This window comes from Streptomyces sp. NBC_00273, assembly GCF_036178145.1.
In the GTDB taxonomy this organism is placed as follows: Bacteria; Actinomycetota; Actinomycetes; order Streptomycetales; family Streptomycetaceae; genus Streptomyces.
In genome coordinates this window covers 7,939,712-7,959,096 of the sequence record NZ_CP108067.1, presented here as the reverse complement: position 1 = coordinate 7,959,096, position 19,385 = coordinate 7,939,712, and the positions used below count along the sequence as shown (strand labels likewise).

Sequence of the window (19,385 nt, the reverse complement as noted above, 5' to 3'; positions counted from 1 at the left end):
ACCGTTGTATACGTGGGCTAGTCTCCCGGGATGTCCCTCCTCCTCGCGCCGCGGACCCGGCTGGCGGTGCTCGTCGTGCTGCTCGTAACGGCCGGCGTGTGCGTGCTGCTGTACGAGCCCCAGCGCATCCTCTCGGAGGGCTGGCCCCCGGGGCTCCCGGTGGGCACGGCGGTCCTGCTGTTCGCAGCCGCGTACGGTGTGTGCACGGCCGCCTTCGTGCCGCGCCCCCTGCTCAACCTGGCCGCGGGAGCCGTCTTCGGCACCCAGTTCGGCCTCGTCGCGGCGGTCGGCGGCACGGTGCTCGGTGGCGCGATCTCCTTCGGCCTGGCCCGGATCCTGGGCCAGGAGGCTTTGCGACCGTTCCTGCGCGGGCGCTGGCTCCAGGCGGCCGACGGCCAGCTCAGCCGGCACGGTTTCCGCTCGATCCTCGCGGTCCGGATCTTCCCCGGACTGCCCTTCCAGGTGGCCAACTACTGCGCCGCGGTGTCGCGGTGCGGCTGGGGCCCCTTCCTCCTCGCCACGGCGATCGGTGTCGTCCCGAACACGGCCGCGTACGTGGTCGCGGGGGCCAGCGCCGACTCCCCCGGATCGCCCGCGTTCCTCGTCTCGTTCGGCTTCATCGTGGTCACCGTGGTGGGCGGCGCGGTCGTCGGATGGCGCAAGCGCCACCGCCTGGTACCCCCTCGGACACCGGCTCCGGTGCCCGAGCTGTCGCCCCAGCACCCCCCTGTGGTCACTGGCGCTTCGCACGGGCCATAGCATCGGACGGAACTGCCCGACGATCACAAGGACGAGCGCACCCCGACATGAGCTGGTTCGAATCCCTAATCCTCGGTCTCGTCCAGGGGCTTACGGAGTTCCTCCCGATCTCCTCCAGCGCCCACCTGCGGCTGACCGCGGCGTTCGCCGGCTGGCACGACCCAGGAGCGGCCTTCACCGCCATCACCCAGATCGGCACCGAAGCCGCCGTGCTGATCTACTTCCGCAAGGACATCGCGCGGATCGTCTCCACCTGGTTCCGCTCGCTCTACACGAAGGCCCTGCGCTCCGAACAGGACGCCAAGATGGGCTGGCTGGTGATCGTCGGCTCGCTCCCGATCGGCGTCCTCGGCCTCGTCTTCAAGGACGCGATCGTGGGCCCGGCGCGTGACCTGCGCCTGACGGCCACCACCTTGATCCTGATGGGCATCGTGCTCGGCGTCGCCGACCGCCTGGCCGCCCGCGACGAGGAGGGCGGCCGCCACCGCGCCATCCGCGAGCGCAAGACGCTCCAGCAGCTGGGCGTCAAGGACGGTCTGATCTTCGGTGTCTGCCAGGCGATGGCCCTGATCCCCGGCGTCTCCCGGTCCGGCGCGACGATCTCCGGCGGTCTGCTGCTCGGCTTCACCCGCGAGGCCGCGGCCCGTTACTCCTTCCTCCTCGCGATCCCGGCCGTGCTGGCCTCGGGGGCGTTCGAGATCAAGGACGTGGTGGAGAACCCGGGTCACATCTCCTGGGGTCCGACGATCTTCGCGACGGTGATCGCCTTCTTCGTGGGCTACGCCGTGATCGCCTGGTTCATGAAGTTCATCTCGACCAAGAGCTTCATGCCCTTCGTGATCTACCGGATCCTCCTGGGCATCGTGCTGTTCGTGCTGATCGGCACGGACGTGCTGAGCCCGCACGCGGGCGAGTCCGGGTCCTGATCCCGGGCCGCACATGTAGCACCATCCAGCATTTCCTAGCGCCTGACTGCATCACCACGCCGTGATCATCTCCCACTCGTCTCCCACCTGGGAGGCGGGACGCACTCCCACTGCGGCGCGCGCGTCCGCAAAGCGGGGGATGACGCGGAAGGGCCCGCACGGCAAGCCGTGCGGGCCCTTCCGTACAGAGGGTGGAGCGGGTCAGCTGAGGTTCGTGTCCGGCCCAGGCCGCGACCTTCACCGCGAGGAAACGCAGCCGCTCATCCACCGTGTCCCAGACATCGCCGGTGAGGTCGTCCAGTGAGGATGAGCAGGCCGAGGCGCGCCTCCATGTCCTCCCACGCGTGCGTGATCTCGACCGCCTCGCCGCGCGGACCGGTGCCCAGCGCGCCGTACCCGGCGGTGGCGATGGCACCTATGTCCCCGTTGATCGCGAGGGCCTGGAGGAGCCGGATGTCCCCGGCCGCCGTTATGTCATCCGGCGCGCGGCCCTGGAGCTGGTGCTCCACCACCGCCGCGCCGTCCCGGCTCACGGTGTCCAGGGCGGCCATGGCCGTCACGATGACGTCCGCGAGTTCCTACGCGAGGTCTCCCCAGTCGCGGAACGCACCCTCGCGCGGGTTGACGCCAAGCGTCCCGTGAAGGGCCTCCGCGACCTCCCCCAGCTCCTCGGAAATCTTGAGCATGCGCAGGAGCCAGGCGTCCTCCGCCAACGTCGGGGCCGCGTTCATGTCGAGCCACTTCCGCAGCCGCGTCACGTGCTCCCAGGTCTCAACCTTCATGCCGATCTTCTCGGGTTGGAACGCCGCCGACGCCGTGACGTCCGCGGCGTCCGGGTCGTTCACTCGCAGCGGCGCCGTGGTGTGGATTGCCAGGGAGACCGTCAGTGCGGACTGGTCTGTGAGCCGGTCCTCGCTGGTGCGCGGCTCATACACGTACCGGGCAGTCCTCTACGTGGCGTGCGAGGGGCCGGGAGACGCGGGCGTGGTCGCAGCGGTAGCCGTCCCCGGCGCGCCCCACCCGGGAATACTCCAGGGCGTCAGGGGCCAGGAGACGGAAGACGTCCCGGTAGCCGGCCGCGGCGGGCCCGGTGGGGAACGCGTACTCCCGCACCTGGAACGTGCGGTACTTCGGGACGTGCTCCGGCTCCAGAATGTTGAAGTCCCCGAGGACCAGGCGGTGGCCGCCTCCCCGGTGGGGAGCGCGGCGGCCAGGCCCTCCAGGAACGTGTGCTTCCTAGTGGCCTTCGCCTCCGTCTGCTCGCGGGACGGCACGTACACCCCGACGGCAAGCCGGAGCGGGCTCGTGGCGAGGCGGGACACGATGGTCACCGTGTAGCCGGCCCGCTCGAACTGCTTGGCCTGGAACTCACACCCCACGCTCCGCGCCGTCTCCGTGAGGACGAGTTCGCCGCCCTTCTTCGTCAGGGCGGGCCGCGAGTTGATCGACTCAACACGGCGATCCGACGACTCATGGAGGAACCCGACACACCCCGGCGCGCGGCGGAGTACCAACGGCTCCTGGTTAAGTGGGAGAAGGCCACCCGCGCCGACCTGGTCAAGGCGGCGTAGCGCACGAGCACCCCGCCGACTGGGCGGGTCCTACTGAAGTCGGACTGGTGATGTCGGCACCGAGTTGATCACGTTGGCGTGCTCGCCAGACCCCGCGAGTCGCACCAGTCCTCGTAGCCAAAGGACTCAGGGGTACGAACCGGGGCTCGGGTGCGTGCCGCCCAGCTGCCGATCCAGGCTCCTCCGGTCGGCGTCGCCCCGTCGGTCAGCGCGCGCAGGCTTACGAGTAGCCGCACGATCACGACGCGACCTTGATCGCGTAGGAGCCCCGTGACTCGAGTGCTGGTATTCGGCGATTGTGGCCTGACAGGATCGGCTCGTGATCAAAACCTCGGTGACTATGCGCGAGCTCGTTGTCAGTGACTTCCACGCTGTGCATGCCTTCGCCGGCCTGCCGGAGGCTTGCCGCTACCAGGCGTGGGGGCCGAACACCGAGGAACAGACGCGGGACTTCGTCCAAGGCGCGGTGGATGCCCGGCTGCAGTCCCCGCAGGCAAGATTCGTGTATGCGGCCTGCCTCGACGGTGAAGTCGTCGGTATCGGCGAGCTGAAGGTCCGTAGCCTGGCCCACCGTCAGGGCGAGATCTCCTATCTCGTACATCCTCGGGTGTGGGGTCGAGGCGTGGGCACAGCCATCGGCGGGGAACTTCTCGGCAGAGGGTTTGGGCTGAGGGCACTGCACCGGATCTATGCGACCTGCGATCCTCGCAACGTCGCATCGGCCCGGGTGCTGGGCAAGCTCGGCATGACCCACGAGGGTCGACACCGGCACACCGCGCTGATCCGGGACGGCTGGCGTGACTCCGAAGTCTTCGGCATCCTCGACCAGGAATGGGCGCACCGGCCCGGGCCTGAATGATCGGGGCGTCGGTGGTCAGGCTCCGGCAGCCGCCCTGGTGTCCGAGGCGAAAGCCGCGCGGGATCATCTGGGGTGTGAAGTCGAGTTGGGCCCGCGCGGCCTGTTCTGATTCAGCCCTGTGCGGGATCTCGAAGGAACACCTGGGTGCACTGATCACCGAGTTGGCCGGGCCGTGGACCGCAGCCCGAGAGTCTGAGCTGACCAAGCGGCGTGGCCATGGCCGATCGCTGTGGCTCGGGGCGATCCGCCCAGGCCGGACGCACGATGTCACTGCAGTACGCACCGAGGGCCGCGAGGAGCAGTTGCGTCCGCACCCGAACGTGAAAGCCGAAGTCGATTCCGGCTATGCCGGCCTGGCCCGCGACGACCCCGGCCAGGTCAGCGCCCCGCCGAAGAAGCCAGCGACGGACGCCGGGCCGTCCGAGCGCAACTTCCACGGCCATGCGCGCCGCCGCCAACCCCAACGGCGGCTCGTGGTCGAGCATGCCAACACAGAGGTCGAGCAGTGGCGGTCGCTACAACGCTGGACCGGCGAGCGCGACGACCTGCCCGAGGTCATCGCCGCAATCGGCGCCCTGGTCTCCGACCGCAGCGCCAAGCGCCCAACCCGCAGCAGGCCGAGCGCGGAACCCGATCGTGTCCGCGCAACGGCCTGCTGATCCACCCCCGAGTCGAACCGCCAGGTCAGCACATCCCAAGCCCGATCGTGCGGCGACTCGTTACTTCAGGCGACCAAGCCCAGCAACAACCCCGGCTCATCGGGCAGTTTCTGCGTGCGCCCTCAGGTCAGCGCAGGCCATCCGTGTCGTCGAACTCTTCGCCGATTGGGAGTGGCTGACGGTCGTCGTCCTGGGTATCGCCGTAGACGACCGAGGAGACCGCACTGTCGTATGCCTCGTCGAGGCCGTTCCCGCTTGTTCCGAGGATGTTTTCCCAGTCAATTCCCATACCTACGATCCTATCTGCACCGCCCGACAGTCTCGGCGATGCGGGACACTGCGGCCGTGCGGCTGCACGGCCTGGAGCTACATCTGATAGAGGGATCCATGGGCCCGTGGCCAGCCGAAGGCCAACCAGGACCATGTGCTTCTCGACGCCGCTGTCACGCCGTCCGAGCCGGCACCATCGACCTGCGCGCCGTGCACGGTTCACCGGTGGGGCGCACTGGTGGCGGCCTCTACTACATGAAATGCCCATGGGCGTCGGCGGACGATCACGCGGCATTCGTACGGGCGCCGACTCGACGCGCACGTCTTCGACGCCGCCGGCCACGCGGGGCTGATCAGCAGCGGACCTTGGTCGTCCACTCCTTGCCGCGGGCGACGCCCCCCATTCGAAGGGACGCACGGATCCACACGACCGGCGTGAGCGGCGACGCGCTGCACGCGATGCCGCACCGGCACATGGGAGGGCCCGGGAGGGATCCGTCGGCGTACGACTTCCACAGCCTGCGGGCTGGTCATGTCACCCGGATAAGGCGGAACGGCGCGAGCACCGAGGAGATCGTGCAGGCCGGCCGGTGGCGGAAACCGAGACGGTGAACGTCTGCGACCGGAAGTTCAACCCGGCCGCCCGCAGCAGCGTCATGCGCCTAGGCCTGTCCCCTCTCCGGCCGGCTTGTTGCGGACAACACGCATCCGGACATCGAGAGAGGCCTGGGGCTCAGGGTCGAGCTCGTGGTCGCCGGCGGTTTCAGGGTTGACGCTCAGCGCGTGAGAGCGGAAGGCCTCCCGCTCGGCGGAGAGTTGCTGGATGGTCTGGGTGATCCGGTGGATCTTCTGCCGCAGCCTCTCCTGCTCCTGCTCGGCGATGGCGAGCTCGGCGAGCTGTTTCTGGATCTCAGCCTCGTTTTCCCGGGCGTAGTTGTCGCTGACCAGTGTGATCAGCGGAACCCCGAGAGCCTCGGCAGCGGTGACCGCCTCGTCGAGCCTGACCGCACGGGTCTGCTGCTCGATGCGCGTGATGGCGGTGGAGTCAACGTTCGTGCCAAGCAGTGCGGCCATACGGCGCGCTAGCTCTGCCTGGCTGATGCCGAGGCGTTCGCGCTCTTGGCGAAGCCGGCGGGCGAAAAGGTCACCGGGCAGTGGATTCATGGCGGTTTGACACTTCCTGGTCGAGATCGCGATCGACGGGGGTAGGTGGGGGCGGCCCACCTCGGAACCGAGCAAGCCAGCGTCGCAGCAGTGCTAGAGCGGCACATTACACATCTCGCACTGCGGATTCCACAGGCCTCCGCCGCACCTCCACGGCCACGCGCCACCTCTACGACCACGCGCCGCGACGCCGATTCGCCTCGTTTCCGAGCCCCTTTCGGCCGTCTATCGACAGGCCCTGGCGCACCCCTACGCTCCACCATTCGAATGGTGTAGATTGACCACTCAAGATGCACACGTATACGAGTCGACAAGAGGCGTCGATGGACGTCATCGATCGCCTCAGCTCCTATCACCACCTGCCACGGCAGGCAGTCTGCGCTTGTTGCGGTGCGACTCGATGTCACGCCACTGAATGAATCGAAAGGCGAGAGGAAAGAAGTATGCCGAACACCTACGGGGCAGCCGTCCTCACACAGGCATCCCTGCCGAGCGCCGCCTGGGACCTGACCAGCTTCCTGACGAACGCCAAGTCCCAGGTCCAGCTCTGGGGAGGCTCTGCACTCATGCTGCTCGGTGTTGTCGGCCTGGTCTGGGGCGGCGTGCTCTTGATCAAGAAGCTGATGGCCAACCCGCAGTCCGCTGGCCAACAGCAGGGCTGGGGCACGATCGCGCTCCTCATCCTCGTCGGCGGAGCTTTGAGCACCGGCGGGTGGACGCTGATCTCGACGATCGGCTCCGGCGGCCAGAAGACCATTACGGATCTCGGCGGCGCCACGGTGATCGTGCGGACCGTCGACCAGGTCAGCGGATTCCTGAGCGGCCCTACCAAGTAGGGGGCCGCCACAGACCGCGCACACGAACGGTGACAAAGGCATCGAGCGAACCGGGTCGGTTGAGGTGCAAGGCCTCTTCCGACCCGGTTCGCCATATCCGGGCTCGCAGCACGGTGCACGCGCGAAAGAGAGCAGAACATGGGGATCAAGGACAAGGCGCTGGCCTTCAGTAGGAAGTTCAAGCTTGACTCGCACCACGCGATCGAGCGTTTCGGGGTGTTCTTCAGCATCTTCGCGGTCACGGGCGCGATCTCGATCGGCGCATCAGGGGTCTCGGCATACCAGGCGGAGCGTGACTCGCTGTCGCAGACGGCGCTGTACACCCGCGACTTCAAAACGTCGAAGACGAATCTCGAAGGCACCGTAGACGGGGTCTACACCAACGAGAGCGGCAACAAGGCGCTCGTGATGATGCACTTCAGCCCGACCGCTCAGATCTCGTACAACGCCGCGGACTACAGAGCGTTCCTGCTCGGGTCGGACACCTCGCTCAACAGCGAGCCGGTCAGCACCAGCGGGATCAAGGGCTCCCTCTACGCCTTCGGCTCGACCGGCTACATCGGGGTCCTCCTGAACGCCGACCGGCCCTTCGACCGTCAGGTGTTGAATCTGACGGTCCGTGCGAATGCCGAACTCACCGCGCCCGGAGCGGAGCAGAAGCAGAGCAGCGGCAAGCTGGCCGGCGACGAGACCTTCTCCAAGTACGACCAGTGGCGGGTCTTCTTCAACCCCGGTGCGTCCGGGGTCCAGAAAATCGCGGCGCTCAACGCTCCGACCTTCGATCCCGCGCAGGCCTACTACGGGGTCGCACTCAAGGAGAAGGAGACCGAGGCCAGGAACGCCCTGGACCAGAAGCTCGTCGAGATGCGCGCGAATCTGACGCAGATTCGGTCTTACACGTCCGACCTGCAGACGACGAAGATCGACGGGTTGTTCCTGCGTCCGCCGACCGTTCCGGCCTCGATCGCCACCGACAAGATCACGGGCGTCTCCGCAGCCGAGGCGAAGGACGGTGTCCCGACGCTGGCACTGCAGACCAAGCACGTCGCCCCCGGCGGCTTCGACCTCAACTGGCGCACAGGCAACGTCTACGACGGCTACCTCGATGCCCTGACGCCAGCCGGACAGAGCTACGCCCAGTTCTTCACCAAGAAGCGTGACGAGGGCTCAGATCCGACGAGTCAGCAGGTCTCGGACATGCAGTGGATTCTCTCGGACGGCACCAGCCTCACCAAGGACTACCAGTCCTCTGACGTGACGATGCGCCCGCTCATGAACATCATGAACAACCTTTCACAGGCGTATCAGAACTACTCAAGGAACAAGTCCAAGTACCAGTCGGATCTCTCGCTCGACCTACTCCGACTGGACGTGAGTCTGCGGGACGTGCAGTCCAACAGCACCATTCGCGACGACAAGGACTTCCTCACGACGCTCCACTGAGCGCGGCGAGGAAGTGTCGCACCCTGCTACCTGGATTGAGCCGGAAAGGAAAACAGCATGGCCGCCGACCAACCGAATCGGAGCTCCAAGAAGGGGACGACGAAGGACCAGCCGGACGCGTCGGTGAGTCAGCGGATGCCCCGGCAGGGTCGCGGGACCAAGAGCCTCGGCCATAAGGAGGGCATCGAGAAGCCTCCTTCGGGTAAGGCCACCGTGCCCAAGCAGCTCCCGGGGCGGGAAGCTGATTCTTCCGGTCCTTCTGGCCCATCGGACACGGCGAACACTGCGCCGAAGATGTCGGAGGCTGGGTCGAAGATACCGGACAGTGCAGGCACCGCAGGCAAGACAGCTGGGGCTGCGCAGGCCGGGGCGACGACTACCGGGGCCGCGAAGGCCGGGGCCGCGAATCCCGGAGCGACGAAAGCCGGGGCGACGAAAGCCGGGGCCGCAAAGGCCGGAGCGACGAAAGCCGGGGCGACGAAAGCCGGGGCCGCAAAGGCCGGAGCGACGAAAGCCGGGGCGACGAAAGCCGGGGCCGCAAAGGCCGGAGCGACGAATCCCGGAGCGACGAATACCGAGGCCGCGAATCCCGGGGCGACGACTACCGGAGCGACGAATACCGGGACCGCGAATCCCGGAGCGACGACTACCGGAGCGACGACTACCGGGGCCGCAAACGCCGGGGCCGCGAAGGCCGGAGCGACGAATACCGAGGCCGCGAATTCCGGGGCCGCGAAGGCCGGGGCGACGTTCAAGCAGGGTATGAACGGCGTCGCCGGCAACCTGGCCGGAGGCGCGACCCAGAAGGCGATCGAAGGAGACGGCAGCAGCGCGACCCGTCGCAACGCCGGGCGTTACGCGGGAGCCGCTGTCTCCGGTGCCGTGGCCGGCGCACAGGCTGGCGGGCTTCCGGGAGCCGCCGTTGGCGCAGCGAAGAACGTCGCTGTCGAGGGGGCCCAGGACGCGGTCAAGGGCGTGTCCAAGGCCACCGGCGGCAGCCCGGACGCCAAGCCGGCCGACCAGCGCGAGCTGGGTGTCGGCGGCACGGGCTACGAGCGCGGTGCGACGAAGGACGGCGAGGGCCTGGGCTCGAAGGCGGCCAAGGGCGCCGCCGTCGGCGGTGGTGCGGCTGCTGCTCCGCCAGCCATGGGCGTGATCATGGCCATGGCCTTACTGAACTGGCTCAAGTCCATGTTCTTCGCAGCCATGGCGATGGCCCTCAACGCCGGGAAGCTGCTGTGGATGCTCATTGTCAACATCGTCAAGGCGGTTGGTCATGCGATCGCTGCGCCGTTCGTGGCGATCGGCAGCTTCATAGCCAAGGGGGCCGGCGCGGTCCTGGGCATCGCCGTCACCGCGACGATGGCCCCTGTGGCGGCAGCGATGTCGGGTGTGGTCGCGGTGACTGCCACCGTGGCCCTGCTGGGCGCGGTCTTGACCGGTGTCCTCAACTCGACGGCGTTGACCGAGGGCGGCATCAACGCGAGCAGGGCGGCGTGCGTCGTCAACGCGGGTAGCGTCGGCAACGGTTCCGGTGCCACCGTCCCGGCGGACGTGGAGAAGAACGCCAAGGAGATCTACTCGGTACTCAGTAGTTGGGGGATGCCGAAGGCGAACATCGCGGGCATCCTCGGAAACTGGTCGCAGGAGTCTGGGATCGACCCGACGAGTGTGCAGAACTTTCCGACGGGGACGTATGCCATGACCGCCGCGAAGGCCAGCGCCGCGCAGAACACGGACAACGGTATCGGTCTTGGGCAGTGGACGTTCGGCCGCAACACGCTGCTGCGCCAGTACGCGCAGGGCAAGGGCGTCGACTGGTTCACGATCAAGGCCCAGTTGGCCTTCATGGTCGATGGTGACAACCCGGGCGACGTTGCGGTCTTCAAGGACATGCTCAGGAAGTCGCAGGGCTCGCCGCGTGCGGCAGCGCTGCACTTTCACGAGAACTGGGAGCGCTCCGCTGACGGCGCGGCCGGGGTCGCTGCACGAGGCGACAAGGCCGAGATGTGGTTCGGCAAGATGAGCGGCTGGTCGGTCGACAGCTCGATCGTGGGTGGCGTCGAGGACATCGTCGGCGGGATCATCGAGAACATAGCGAACGGGATCAACACGATCCTGGGAAACTGCACCTCCACGGACGGCGGTTCCGTCTCGCCGAAGGACGGCGGGATGACGCAGGAGGAGGCCCAGGCCCTCGTCGACCTCTTCAACAAGGAGGGCGACAAGTTCCTCGACGACCGGTACGGTCCGGGCGGCGGCCCTGGTTCCTGCGGCGACAACCACGCAATGAACTGCGTGAGCTTCTCCACCTACTTCGTGAACAAGTACACGACGTTCCAGGCCTACCCGTCCGGTGATGGCAAGGAGACGGCCTACACGATCGCGAGGGAGACCGGCAAGACGTTGCAGTCGACCCCTGTCCCCTACTCGGTCGGGTCCGGGCCGGGATCCACTCCCGTCGGCCACACCCTCGTGGTGCTCGGCGTCCAGGGGGACAAGGTCATCCTCGGTGAGGCTGGCTACTGCGCCTACATGGGCCGGGTCCGCGTCGACAGCGCGGCGCGGTTGGCTGCCCAGGGCTGGAAGTTCGTGGATATGTCGGATGCGATGCTCACCTCCGACAAGATCAAAAAGGCCTGATGCGCAGCATCTGACCTGGGAGGTAGAAGCCGGTGCTCGGCGATCCGGGCACCGGCTTCTTCGTGTCCGAGTCAGGTCCGCGCGCCAGTTCCACCTTCGACGCCCTTTCTGAATGGATTCAGACTCGGCCATGAATGGCTTTCGGTATAGGCTTGGTTCGTTTATGAGAGCAATGCGGAGTGAGGAGCGTTGCGTGACGACAACCCCTGACGAGTCCGAGAGCGCCGGAGCGGAGCAGGAGAGCGAGTCGATGCCCGAGGAGAAGCCCGCGGTATCGAAGACGTACACGAAGGTCACCGGAGTAGAGCTCGAAGAGCGCTTCGCGGGCTGGATGACGCGCCAGCGCGAGAAGGGCCAGGCCCGCGCCCCAGCGGACAACGCGCGCCTGCTCCGCCGCGGCGTCACCGCGGTGATGAGTGCCGGGATCCTCGCCCTGGTCGTCGCTGCGGGCGTGACCGGCGAGAGCTTCAAGGCGACCACAGCGGACTACGAGGCCCGGATCGTCCGACTCAAGGAACAGTTGGCCGATGCCCAGTCCACGCCCGTGAAGGCGGACGCCGGCGCGCAGTTGTCAAAGCTCGCCGAGGCGGCAGCCGCCGACGCGAAGAAGGTCGCGGCGGGTGAGCAGACCTTCGCCACGTTGTACCACCAGGCCAGCGTCCAGCCCAGCCCGAACAACGGGGCTCCGAACCAGGCCGCGCTGGAAATCGTCGAGCACCGACGGGACCTGGCGCCGCTGTTCGGCAAGGACTCCTTCCTCGTCAGCGACAAGGAGGCGTACAGCACCTCGTCGCTGACGCCGTTCGATGCGACCACCGAGATCGATCCGCGCCACGCCTGGTACATCCGCTACGACGGCGAGAAGGCAGCTGACCCGAGCACGTACGCATGGAAGGTCGAGACGGTGACGCCCGATCTGAGCGTGAAGGGCGGCTCCGGCGCGACGAACCAGGCAAGGGTCGTCTGGCTGTGCCGGGATACGACGAGCGGCGAGGTGCTCGCCTGGGCGAGCGCGCGTTACGTGCGCAATGGCACGGCGGGGGCCTTCGACCACTTGGCCCTCGTGGTAACCGCCGCTGGGGCCCAGTACGAGAACCCGGCGGTCAAGATGCCGGCCGGGTCCGGAGTACCCGAACTCAGCGGCACGGGGACAGAGCTCAGTGGCACGGGGACACAGGAGGAGAGCGGGAAGCGATGACGGAGCAGACGGCAGCACCCACGCGGCGGGGATTCTTCCGGCGCAACCTCACGGTCCTGGGGACGGCAGCGGTCCTCGCGGTCGTCGCGACGGTTGGCGGAGCGACCTGGAGCAGCCAGCACGCGACCCTGGTTGAGCAGGAAGCCCAGATCAACGATGTCGAGGGACACCTGATGGCAGTCCAGAAGAGTCGCGCTGAGCAGGTGAACGCGGACGTTATGGCGGCCCTGGGTGTCAGCCAGAGCCGGCTGAGCACCGACGGTGAGCGCATCAGGTCGCTGCTCTCGATGGTCTTCACGTGGGACTCGGGGCAGAGCTACGAGGCTGCGCGCGAGAGCCTGAAGAGTCGGTTCGGCCTCACCGAGAACGAGATGTTCCTGAAGTCGTTCATGCCCCCGTCGAGGTTCAACGAGGATTCCCAAGGGCGGCGTTACTACTACATCGACACGGTTGGCCTGAACTCGGCCCTCGGCGCGGATCCGGACATAGAGGTCATCGACGCCAAGGCGGGCGTCTACACCTACGCCGCCCTTGCCGACGTCGAGGTCACCTCCGACGCGACGTCCCAGAACAAGGCGAGCAAAGCCAGTGTCACGGCGTACCGGCGCGCGCTGCTCTTCGTCACGGTCGACGCCCAGGGCAAGGTCTCGAACCTCTCCGGCGTGCCAGCGAGCGGCGAGACTCGCCATTCCAAATGACTCACACTCCCTTTCGACTCGCCTCACTGATAGAGTCATGCTGATATTCGAGTGGAACGGTGAGTTGAGGGCTAATGGCGTCGACACAGACCGACGAGTCGAGCGGGTCCGCGGTACGCAAGACGCGCTTCGTCGCGACGTCCGGGTCCTCGCAGGAGGGTGCGGACACTCCTGAGCGCATGGAGCCCGCGGGCAGCCTGCGCAAGCCCACCCTTGCGGCCGGCCTGAGCATGGGTGTGGCCGCACTGCTGTGCTTCGTACTCTCCGCAGGAACCTCCGACGGCCAGAGCGCGGTGCGCGGTACGGCTGTACCGAAGATGTCCTCTCTGCAGGAGCAGATCAGGATCACCAAGGCGAAAACTGCGGCGCTACCGAAGGCCGACGACGCGGACCGTGGTCTGACCACGGCCCTGACGGCGGCCGGTCAGGTCGCGAAGCTGCAGAACGACTACCGCTACCTGGCGCCCAACGTGGCGGCAGACGGCGGCAAGCTCGACGCGGCGACGTCTCAGTCGACGCTACGCAATCTCATCCCCTACTTCGCCCCTTCGGTACACCAGAAGGACCTGGGCCCGTGGTACCTGCTCGCCAGCGACAAGGACGTACCAGCCGGCGTCGGGATCCCCATGAGCTTCAACTCCGGCTTTGAGTGGGCCGTCCAGGTGCCTTACCTGGTCAACGACGACGGCACCATCGCGGTGACCTGGCTGGCGATGGAGACCAGGACCGGTGCGGGCGAGAAGCCGGCGGTGCTGGCCTGGGCCCGCGCCGACTACGACCTGGTCCGCAACGCGTTCGTGAACATCCAGACCGGTACAACGGCCACGGGCGAGGCTCTGGAGCAGGAGGTGGAGGCACCGTGAAGGAGGAGATCAAGGACAAGTTGCGCCTGCACGCCGGGAAGATCCTGCTCGGCGGCACCGGGGCGCTGCTCGCGCTCTCGGTGGTCGCACTCGGAGCCAGCCTGCTCGGCGACGGTCCGGCCGGGTCGGACATCCAGGACAACGCGGTTGTTCAGAAGCTCGAAGGCAACCTCAGCAACGCCCAGACCGAGCTCGCAGCACGGCACACGGCGCTGTTGGCCCAGCTGCCGGGCGTGGACATCGAGCGGGTGAACCGTGACAGGACGACGGGTCGGTCCCTTCTGCTCAGTCTCACGGACAGCTCGGCGTCGAGCCGGACCGTCAAGGAGCAGCAGGCGCTACTCGACACGCGCTACGGCTTCCTCGACCACGAGTCCCGGGTACTGACCGAGTTCGTGCCGGAGTGGATGACTGCGACCGGAGCCACGAAGGGCGCCGGGACGACGTACGCGCTTGCTGATCTGGACGTTCATGTGAGTCGGGTGCAGGGCCTGAACTACTCCTACACGGGGGTGGCCCGTCTCGATCCGGTCCGCGTCGGACCGGATCAGAGCAGCGCTGCCAAGAGCGAGTTCGTGGTCCTCACTTACTCCACCTCTCAGGACGGCACGGCGACGTCGCTGGACGCCTATCGGGCCTCCAGCAAGACCCGCGACGCCCTCGTCGGCACCAGCGAGGAACAGCCCTCCCCGAAACGGTGAGCGAAGCACCCACCGTTTCGGCACGCACCCCAGAAGACCCCTACGAGACGTAAGGACACGAACATGTCGACTCAGGCCCTGGAGAAGACCGAGACGACTGTCCCGACGAGCACGGCCGCGGCGGCGAGGAAGACCACGGCGAAGCCTGAGCAGGAGCACGAGGATTCGAAGCTGCGCACCGGATGGCGGCGCCTGGCTCCGAAGAATCAGGCCGGTAGGTTCTCCGTCGTGGTGTGGGCGGGGTTCTTCCGGGCCGTCGTCCTTCTCGCCGACTACCTGCTGGCATTCATCACGGCCGTGGTCGTCCTCCCGCTGCTGGGCGCATGGCTGCACCAGCGGTCGGGCGCATCCCAGGGTGCGCTCAGCGCGGATGGAACCATCGCCATGTGGCTGATGCCGCTCCTCTTCCTGGTCGCCCTGCTCGCCGCCGGCGAGTTCGTCGTGATGCGCGGCATGTGGCGCTGGGCAACTCGGATGATCGCGAAGATCCGGGACGCCCGGGGCGAGGCGACCGGGGCCGACGTCGCACCGAAGTCCACGACCAGGACCGCCAACCAGAGCAAGACCAACCGCAAGAGGAGCAAGTGATGCGTACCGCAGGACTGACGATGAACGACGTATGGGCCCACCGTGTCCTGCGTGAACGAGGAGTGGAGACGCACCGGCTGGAGGGGGTGGTCGTCGAGCTCGGCGTCATGGTCGAATCGCTCGACCTCAAGCATCGGGGCAAGGAGGAGAACTATCGTCCGTATCTGCACATGAGGGGCGAGCTGCGCTCGGTCACCCCGGCCGAGGCCCTGCCGTTCGGCATCTCCCAGGTGACCTACTCCCCCGGCCAGGGCGAGAAGGTGGACGCCTTCTACGAGTTCGACGACCAGCAGCTGGTGGCGCTGGCCAGCAAGGGATACTTCACGAGTGGCTTCACCGTGCCCGAGCAGGTCACTGGGATCGAGTGGGAGCTGCCGGCCACGGCGGACATGCTTGTCCTCGCTCCGTCGGAGGTGCAGACCGAAGGCGATGTGCCCGTGGTCTTCACCCAGGTCCACGGCATCGGGGGCTTGGAGATCGATCTCGAGTCCAGCGGCTATGACCTCGCCGGCTACTTCGCCGACCACTCCAAGAACGGCGTCCCGCGGGCCGAGGCCGTAGTCGATGCACGTGGGCTGAAGTCGCGCTCGGACGCGATCAACCCGCTGTTCACCGAGGACGAGCTGGGCCTGGACACCGAGGTCAAGAATGTCGTCGGAGCGCCCGTGCCTGAGGCAGCGCCGGTCGCTGACGGCATGAACGCACGCTTGCGGCAGATCGAGGCGGAAATCGCCGCCGAACGGGAGCAGTACAAGACCGAGCGTGCGAGCACCGAGGGCACCACGGAGAACCTCTACCGGGAGCGCGTGGCTACACCACTGCACAGGGCTGAAGAGCAGAAGGTGCCGGCCGCTTCCTCGGTCCCGACCCGTGAGGCGCAGCGCGGCCTGAACCTGGATCTCGATCTGGAGGCGGAGGAGCAGGAGACACGGCGACGTGAGGTCAAGCCCGTCCCGAGCCTGGACGAGCGCAAGCTCCAGGTGGCCCAGCGTGCGGCCGATCTGGACTTCGGCGTTGACGACGAGCAGGGCTTGGGCTCCTGAGAACGGATCAGGCACGGCGTGCGCGGCCCCGGGTGCTGGCGGACAGCAGCCGGGGCCGTAGTGCATCGGTAGCGAGACGGGAAGGAGAGCGACGATGGGCCTGAAGCAGGACATCGTGATCGTGAATGAGTTCAGTGTGCCGCTGCCCGGCGGCACGGGATCGCGCGGCGCGACGCCGGGCGACTACGTCACCCGGTACATGGCCCGCGCGCAGGCGACGGAGTCTCTGGCTCCGATCCAGCGCCTGCGCACCGACGACTTCATCCTGCGCTACACGGCGCGGGAGTCCGCCGTCGGGCGCGTCGGCATCTCGCGGGGTGCGACGAAGCACGAGATGCGCCAGGCCCAAGGCGACGGCGGCGTGGCTTTCGGCTACGGCTCGGTCTCGCTCTCGGACGAACAGCTCAAGGCGGCCAGCAAGGACATCCAGCACTACTTCGACGCGGGGCACACCGTGTTGAAGACCGTGCTGTCCTTCGACGAGGAGTACCTGCGGAAGCAAAAGATCATCGACGATGACTTCCGCTGCGAAGCCCGCGGTGACTACCGCGGCCACATCGATCAGATGAAGCTGCGCATGGCGATCATGTACGGCCTGGAGCGGATGAGCTCGGGCACCAGCGGCTTCGACGACCTGCGGTACGTGGGGGTCATCCAGGTCGACACCGAGCATGTGCACTGCCACCTGGCCATGGTCGACGGCGGCCGGGGCCAGGTGACGAAGGACGGCACACAGCGCGGCAAGCTGCTGGACCGGCACAAGTCCCGGCTCCGCCGCGGCGTCGATGCCTGGCTCGAGGAGAAGCAGGCGGTGGCTCACCTCTCCAGCGCCGTCGGCTACGAGCGGCGCAACGTCACCACCTTCATCAAGCGGTGGGCGCACGAGCGAATCCGTGCCGAGTCCCTGCCGCAGTTTCTGCTCGCCTGCCTGCCCGGGGACCGAACGCTTTGGCGCGCCGGCTCGAACGACGCTCGCATGCGCAAGGCGAACCAGCTGGTGACCGAGCTCGTGAAGGAGCAGCTCGAACGTGCTGGGTCCCCGATGCCGGAGGCCATGGAGCGCATCGTCGACTACGCGAACGAGCGCCGTGCGAAGGAGCATCTGAGCACGGAGGAATGGCAGAAGCTGGTCGAGCAGGGACGTACGCAGATCACGGAGCGCGCCGTCAACGGCATCTACCAGATGCTGCGAGCCATGCAGGAGTCGGAACTGCGAGTGCGCACGCCGATGCTCGAAGTCATGGGGATGGACTATCAGCAGATGGCGGCGCTGGCTGCAGATCGTCAGCTGGACCACGAGAACACGGAAGCCGATCTGGTCTCCTTCGGCTTCCGGCTGCGCAGCTACGCCTCACGTCTGCAGCATCACCGGGAGAAGGTCGGGGTCTATCGCGATCTCGCTCACCAGTGGGAACGGGCCGAGAAGGCCGGTGCCGCCGCCGAGGATTCGCGCCCGCTCTACGCCTTCTATCGCTTCGAGGAGGACTACCACTGGAGGCTGATGAGCAAGTACCGGCACTTCCTACCCTTTGCCGGGGATGCAGGCGCATGGCGCGAGCAGCAACAGGACGTGGCGGCCTACGGACAGCGGTTGCTCTCGCTCATGACCCTGCGCGCGGATGCCTCTCTGCAGCGGATGAAAGACTCCGAGGAGGCCGAGAACCTGGGCCGGACCATCTACGATCAGCCCGGCGGCAGGCTCCTGACCGAGGGCGAGCGCGGCCGGGCGGTGCTGGACGCGCGCATTCGGACGATGAAGCAGTCCTATGACCAGAAGCTGGACGGCCTCCGGGCCGATCTCGCTTCCTCCGGCCTGGTGCTGCGCGTGGGGTCGAGCGCCGCGGATCGGCCGAGTACGGAGACCGACGCGGTCAGCACGGACTTCGAGGTCGTCGTCGGTGCCGCGTATGACTTCGACGAGGTCAAGGGCTTGGATCTACACCACCTGGGCTACGACTTCGTCGCCGACGTCAAGATCGGGCCGCGCGCACACCAGGCCTTCGTCGAGACGGCCAGGGATCGCCGACGGCTGCTGCTGGCGGCGATGGACTACCTGGACCAGTCCGGTCAGGCAGAGGCAATTCCCGATCTGCCGGTGAACGATGTCGCGGCGATGACACGGGTCTCCCGGGAGCTGACGCCTCAGCAGACGGGCGCCGGATCCGGCTCGCTCGTGTTGCGTTCCCGAATCGCGGAGCTGCGCGCCGGGCGCGAGCAGGCCGAGCGGATGCGGCGATCCAAGGCTTCCTCGTTGGACGCCGGCCTCGTCGTGCGGGTCCAGGCCCGAGTCGATCAGGCTGTGACCACACCAGACGCCGAGATGGCATTCGACTCGCATCAGCCGTCCATCTAATCCGTTTCTAAGCGCAACTCGGCAGGCTAGTTAGCGGCCTTGTCGAATGACCTATAAGGGTACTAGCGTGAAGAATGTTCGGCGGGGACTCAACGCCTTGTTCGGGCGATGTGACTGATCGCGGCCGACTTGCCAGATGACAGTCGGAACAAGTGGAGGGAAGAGATCATGGCACTTCTCAAGGGCAGGGGCGCGATGACCGGAGTCAACCTCATCGCGATAGTCCGCAAGAAGGGCTTCTCCAGGGATGGCAAGTCCCAGTACGCCGACGTCCAGCTTGACGCTCGAGATCCGCGCGGCCCGAATCAGACGAACCTGCATCTGAAGTCCGATCGGGTTCGGGGTGAGGACGGCAAGGTCCGCTACAACAACGGCGCCCCGTACTCCATCAGTCAGATGGAGGAGATCACCAAGGCCGCGGGGTCGAACACCGAGCCGATCCTGGACGAGGACGGCAACGAGGTCGGCACCGTCTACGGCTTCAAGGGCAATGTGATGCCCTCGACGCGCGGCACCGGCCTGGTGGTCAACACCAAGTCCGTCGAGGCCTCCGAGTTCGAGGTCGACAGCAAAACGCTGGACAACCAACTCACCTCCATGCGCGCAGCCCGCAGGGCCGAGGCCGCGGCCAAGGAGTCACAGACTCAGGCTTCGGCCCCCGAGACCGAGTGGGAGCAGGCAGCCGAGGTCGAGGTCGAGGTCGACCAGCCGACGGCCGGCTGAGACCAAGGTCGAGGCCGAGTTAAGCCTTACGCGAAAGGCCCCTGGAATGACATCCAGGGGCCTTTCGACTGCACGGGACACGAGCGGG

The 19,385-nt window shown here is 67.0% G+C and carries 19 protein-coding genes; 15 read left to right on the top strand and 4 right to left on the bottom strand.

Going from position 1 to position 19,385, the window contains the following annotated elements; translation table 11 throughout:
* The first annotated feature begins 30 nt into the window (after nt 1–30).
* Nucleotides 31–759 (top strand): TVP38/TMEM64 family protein, encoded by a 729-nt coding sequence (locus OG386_RS35620; protein WP_328791494.1) that lies wholly within the window; start codon nt 31–33, stop codon nt 757–759.
* Nucleotides 760–806: 47 nt separating this feature from the next.
* The gene (locus OG386_RS35615; RefSeq protein WP_328791493.1) at nt 807–1,685 is read left to right on the top strand and encodes an undecaprenyl-diphosphate phosphatase; all 879 of its coding nucleotides are present in this window, start codon (nt 807–809) and stop codon (nt 1,683–1,685) included.
* Nucleotides 1,686–1,945: 260 nt separating this feature from the next.
* On the opposite strand, the gene OG386_RS35610 is transcribed toward OG386_RS35615, so the two are convergent.
* Together OG386_RS35610 and OG386_RS35605 are read right to left on the bottom strand one after the other, a co-directional pair.
* A complete protein-coding gene (locus tag OG386_RS35610; protein ID WP_328791492.1) occupies nt 1,946–2,236 on the bottom strand; it encodes a hypothetical protein in 291 nt (96 codons plus the stop codon).
* 27 nt (nt 2,237–2,263) lie between these two features.
* Nucleotides 2,264–2,620, bottom strand: coding sequence for a hypothetical protein (locus tag OG386_RS35605; protein WP_328791491.1), 357 nt, complete (start codon nt 2,618–2,620; stop codon nt 2,264–2,266).
* Between the two features lie 955 nt (nt 2,621–3,575).
* Between OG386_RS35605 and OG386_RS35600 the strand changes: the two genes are divergently transcribed.
* Nucleotides 3,576–4,115: a GNAT family N-acetyltransferase gene (locus OG386_RS35600; RefSeq protein ID WP_328791490.1), complete on the top strand. Its 540-nt coding sequence runs from the start codon at nt 3,576–3,578 to the stop codon at nt 4,113–4,115.
* 74 nt (nt 4,116–4,189) lie between these two features.
* Nucleotides 4,190–4,774 carry a hypothetical protein gene (locus OG386_RS35595; RefSeq protein ID WP_328791488.1) on the top strand — a complete coding sequence of 195 codons (585 nt, stop codon included), beginning with the start codon at nt 4,190–4,192 and terminating at the stop codon, nt 4,772–4,774.
* A 127-nt stretch (nt 4,775–4,901) separates the two neighbouring features.
* On the opposite strand, the gene OG386_RS35590 is transcribed toward OG386_RS35595, so the two are convergent.
* Together OG386_RS35590 and OG386_RS35585 are read right to left on the bottom strand one after the other, a co-directional pair.
* Nucleotides 4,902–5,063, bottom strand: coding sequence for a hypothetical protein (locus OG386_RS35590; protein ID WP_328791487.1), 162 nt, complete (start codon nt 5,061–5,063; stop codon nt 4,902–4,904).
* 635 nt (nt 5,064–5,698) lie between these two features.
* A complete protein-coding gene (locus OG386_RS35585; protein ID WP_266843082.1) occupies nt 5,699–6,208 on the bottom strand; it encodes a helix-turn-helix domain-containing protein in 510 nt (169 codons plus the stop codon).
* 443 nt (nt 6,209–6,651) lie between these two features.
* Here OG386_RS35585 and OG386_RS35580 point away from each other — a divergent pair, with 443 nt between their 5' ends.
* From OG386_RS35580 to OG386_RS35530, 11 genes are all read left to right on the top strand, one after another.
* Nucleotides 6,652–7,044 (top strand): hypothetical protein, encoded by a 393-nt coding sequence (locus OG386_RS35580; protein ID WP_328791485.1) that lies wholly within the window; start codon nt 6,652–6,654, stop codon nt 7,042–7,044.
* A gap of 138 nt (nt 7,045–7,182) precedes the next feature.
* Nucleotides 7,183–8,487, top strand: a complete 1,305-nt coding sequence (locus OG386_RS35575; RefSeq protein ID WP_328791484.1) for a hypothetical protein — start codon at nt 7,183–7,185, stop codon at nt 8,485–8,487.
* Between the two features lie 57 nt (nt 8,488–8,544).
* Nucleotides 8,545–11,130, top strand: a complete 2,586-nt coding sequence (locus OG386_RS35570) for a phage tail tip lysozyme (protein WP_328791483.1) — start codon at nt 8,545–8,547, stop codon at nt 11,128–11,130.
* Between the two features lie 193 nt (nt 11,131–11,323).
* On the top strand, nt 11,324–12,328 hold the full coding sequence (locus OG386_RS35565; RefSeq protein ID WP_328791482.1) for a hypothetical protein: 1,005 nt from the start codon (nt 11,324–11,326) through the stop codon (nt 12,326–12,328).
* Nucleotides 12,325–13,026 carry a hypothetical protein gene (locus tag OG386_RS35560; RefSeq protein ID WP_328791481.1) on the top strand — a complete coding sequence of 234 codons (702 nt, stop codon included), beginning with the start codon at nt 12,325–12,327 and terminating at the stop codon, nt 13,024–13,026. The genes OG386_RS35565 and OG386_RS35560 overlap by 4 nt, the downstream gene beginning before the upstream one ends.
* 74 nt (nt 13,027–13,100) lie before the next feature.
* Nucleotides 13,101–13,889 carry a hypothetical protein gene (locus OG386_RS35555; RefSeq protein ID WP_328791479.1) on the top strand — a complete coding sequence of 263 codons (789 nt, stop codon included), beginning with the start codon at nt 13,101–13,103 and terminating at the stop codon, nt 13,887–13,889.
* Nucleotides 13,886–14,590, top strand: a complete 705-nt coding sequence (locus tag OG386_RS35550) for a hypothetical protein (protein WP_328791478.1) — start codon at nt 13,886–13,888, stop codon at nt 14,588–14,590. Before OG386_RS35555 ends, OG386_RS35550 begins: the two co-directional genes overlap by 4 nt.
* A gap of 63 nt (nt 14,591–14,653) precedes the next feature.
* Entirely contained in the window at nt 14,654–15,178 is a 525-nt protein-coding gene (locus tag OG386_RS35545) for a hypothetical protein (protein ID WP_328791476.1), read from the top strand.
* Complete coding sequence (locus tag OG386_RS35540) at nt 15,178–16,221, top strand: hypothetical protein (protein WP_328791475.1); 1,044 nt, start codon at nt 15,178–15,180, stop codon at nt 16,219–16,221. Before OG386_RS35545 ends, OG386_RS35540 begins: the two co-directional genes overlap by 1 nt.
* 94 nt (nt 16,222–16,315) lie before the next feature.
* Nucleotides 16,316–18,574 (top strand): relaxase MobL, encoded by a 2,259-nt coding sequence (gene mobL, locus OG386_RS35535; RefSeq protein ID WP_328791474.1) that lies wholly within the window; start codon nt 16,316–16,318, stop codon nt 18,572–18,574.
* Nucleotides 18,575–18,742: 168 nt separating this feature from the next.
* The gene (locus OG386_RS35530; RefSeq protein WP_328791473.1) at nt 18,743–19,297 is read left to right on the top strand and encodes a hypothetical protein; all 555 of its coding nucleotides are present in this window, start codon (nt 18,743–18,745) and stop codon (nt 19,295–19,297) included.
* Nucleotides 19,298–19,385: the final 88 nt, after the last annotated feature.

What these genes read in the sequence shown, in the direction of transcription:
- OG386_RS35620 (WP_328791494.1), top strand. Translation starts at nt 31, where the DNA reads ATGTCCCTCCTCCTCGCGCCGCGGACCCGGCTGGCGGTGCTCGTCGTG.
- OG386_RS35615 (WP_328791493.1), top strand. Translation starts at nt 807, where the DNA reads ATGAGCTGGTTCGAATCCCTAATCCTCGGTCTCGTCCAGGGGCTTACG.
- OG386_RS35610 (WP_328791492.1), bottom strand. Translation starts at nt 2,236, where the DNA reads ATGGCCGCCCTGGACACCGTGAGCCGGGACGGCGCGGCGGTGGTGGAG.
- OG386_RS35590 (WP_328791487.1), bottom strand. Translation starts at nt 5,063, where the DNA reads ATGGGAATTGACTGGGAAAACATCCTCGGAACAAGCGGGAACGGCCTC.
- OG386_RS35585 (WP_266843082.1), bottom strand. Translation starts at nt 6,208, where the DNA reads ATGAATCCACTGCCCGGTGACCTTTTCGCCCGCCGGCTTCGCCAAGAG.
- OG386_RS35580 (WP_328791485.1), top strand. Translation starts at nt 6,652, where the DNA reads ATGCCGAACACCTACGGGGCAGCCGTCCTCACACAGGCATCCCTGCCG.
- OG386_RS35575 (WP_328791484.1), top strand. Translation starts at nt 7,183, where the DNA reads ATGGGGATCAAGGACAAGGCGCTGGCCTTCAGTAGGAAGTTCAAGCTT.
- OG386_RS35570 (WP_328791483.1), top strand. Translation starts at nt 8,545, where the DNA reads ATGGCCGCCGACCAACCGAATCGGAGCTCCAAGAAGGGGACGACGAAG.
- OG386_RS35560 (WP_328791481.1), top strand. Translation starts at nt 12,325, where the DNA reads ATGACGGAGCAGACGGCAGCACCCACGCGGCGGGGATTCTTCCGGCGC.
- OG386_RS35555 (WP_328791479.1), top strand. Translation starts at nt 13,101, where the DNA reads ATGGCGTCGACACAGACCGACGAGTCGAGCGGGTCCGCGGTACGCAAG.
- OG386_RS35545 (WP_328791476.1), top strand. Translation starts at nt 14,654, where the DNA reads ATGTCGACTCAGGCCCTGGAGAAGACCGAGACGACTGTCCCGACGAGC.
- OG386_RS35540 (WP_328791475.1), top strand. Translation starts at nt 15,178, where the DNA reads ATGCGTACCGCAGGACTGACGATGAACGACGTATGGGCCCACCGTGTC.
- mobL (WP_328791474.1), top strand. Translation starts at nt 16,316, where the DNA reads ATGGGCCTGAAGCAGGACATCGTGATCGTGAATGAGTTCAGTGTGCCG.
- OG386_RS35530 (WP_328791473.1), top strand. Translation starts at nt 18,743, where the DNA reads ATGGCACTTCTCAAGGGCAGGGGCGCGATGACCGGAGTCAACCTCATC.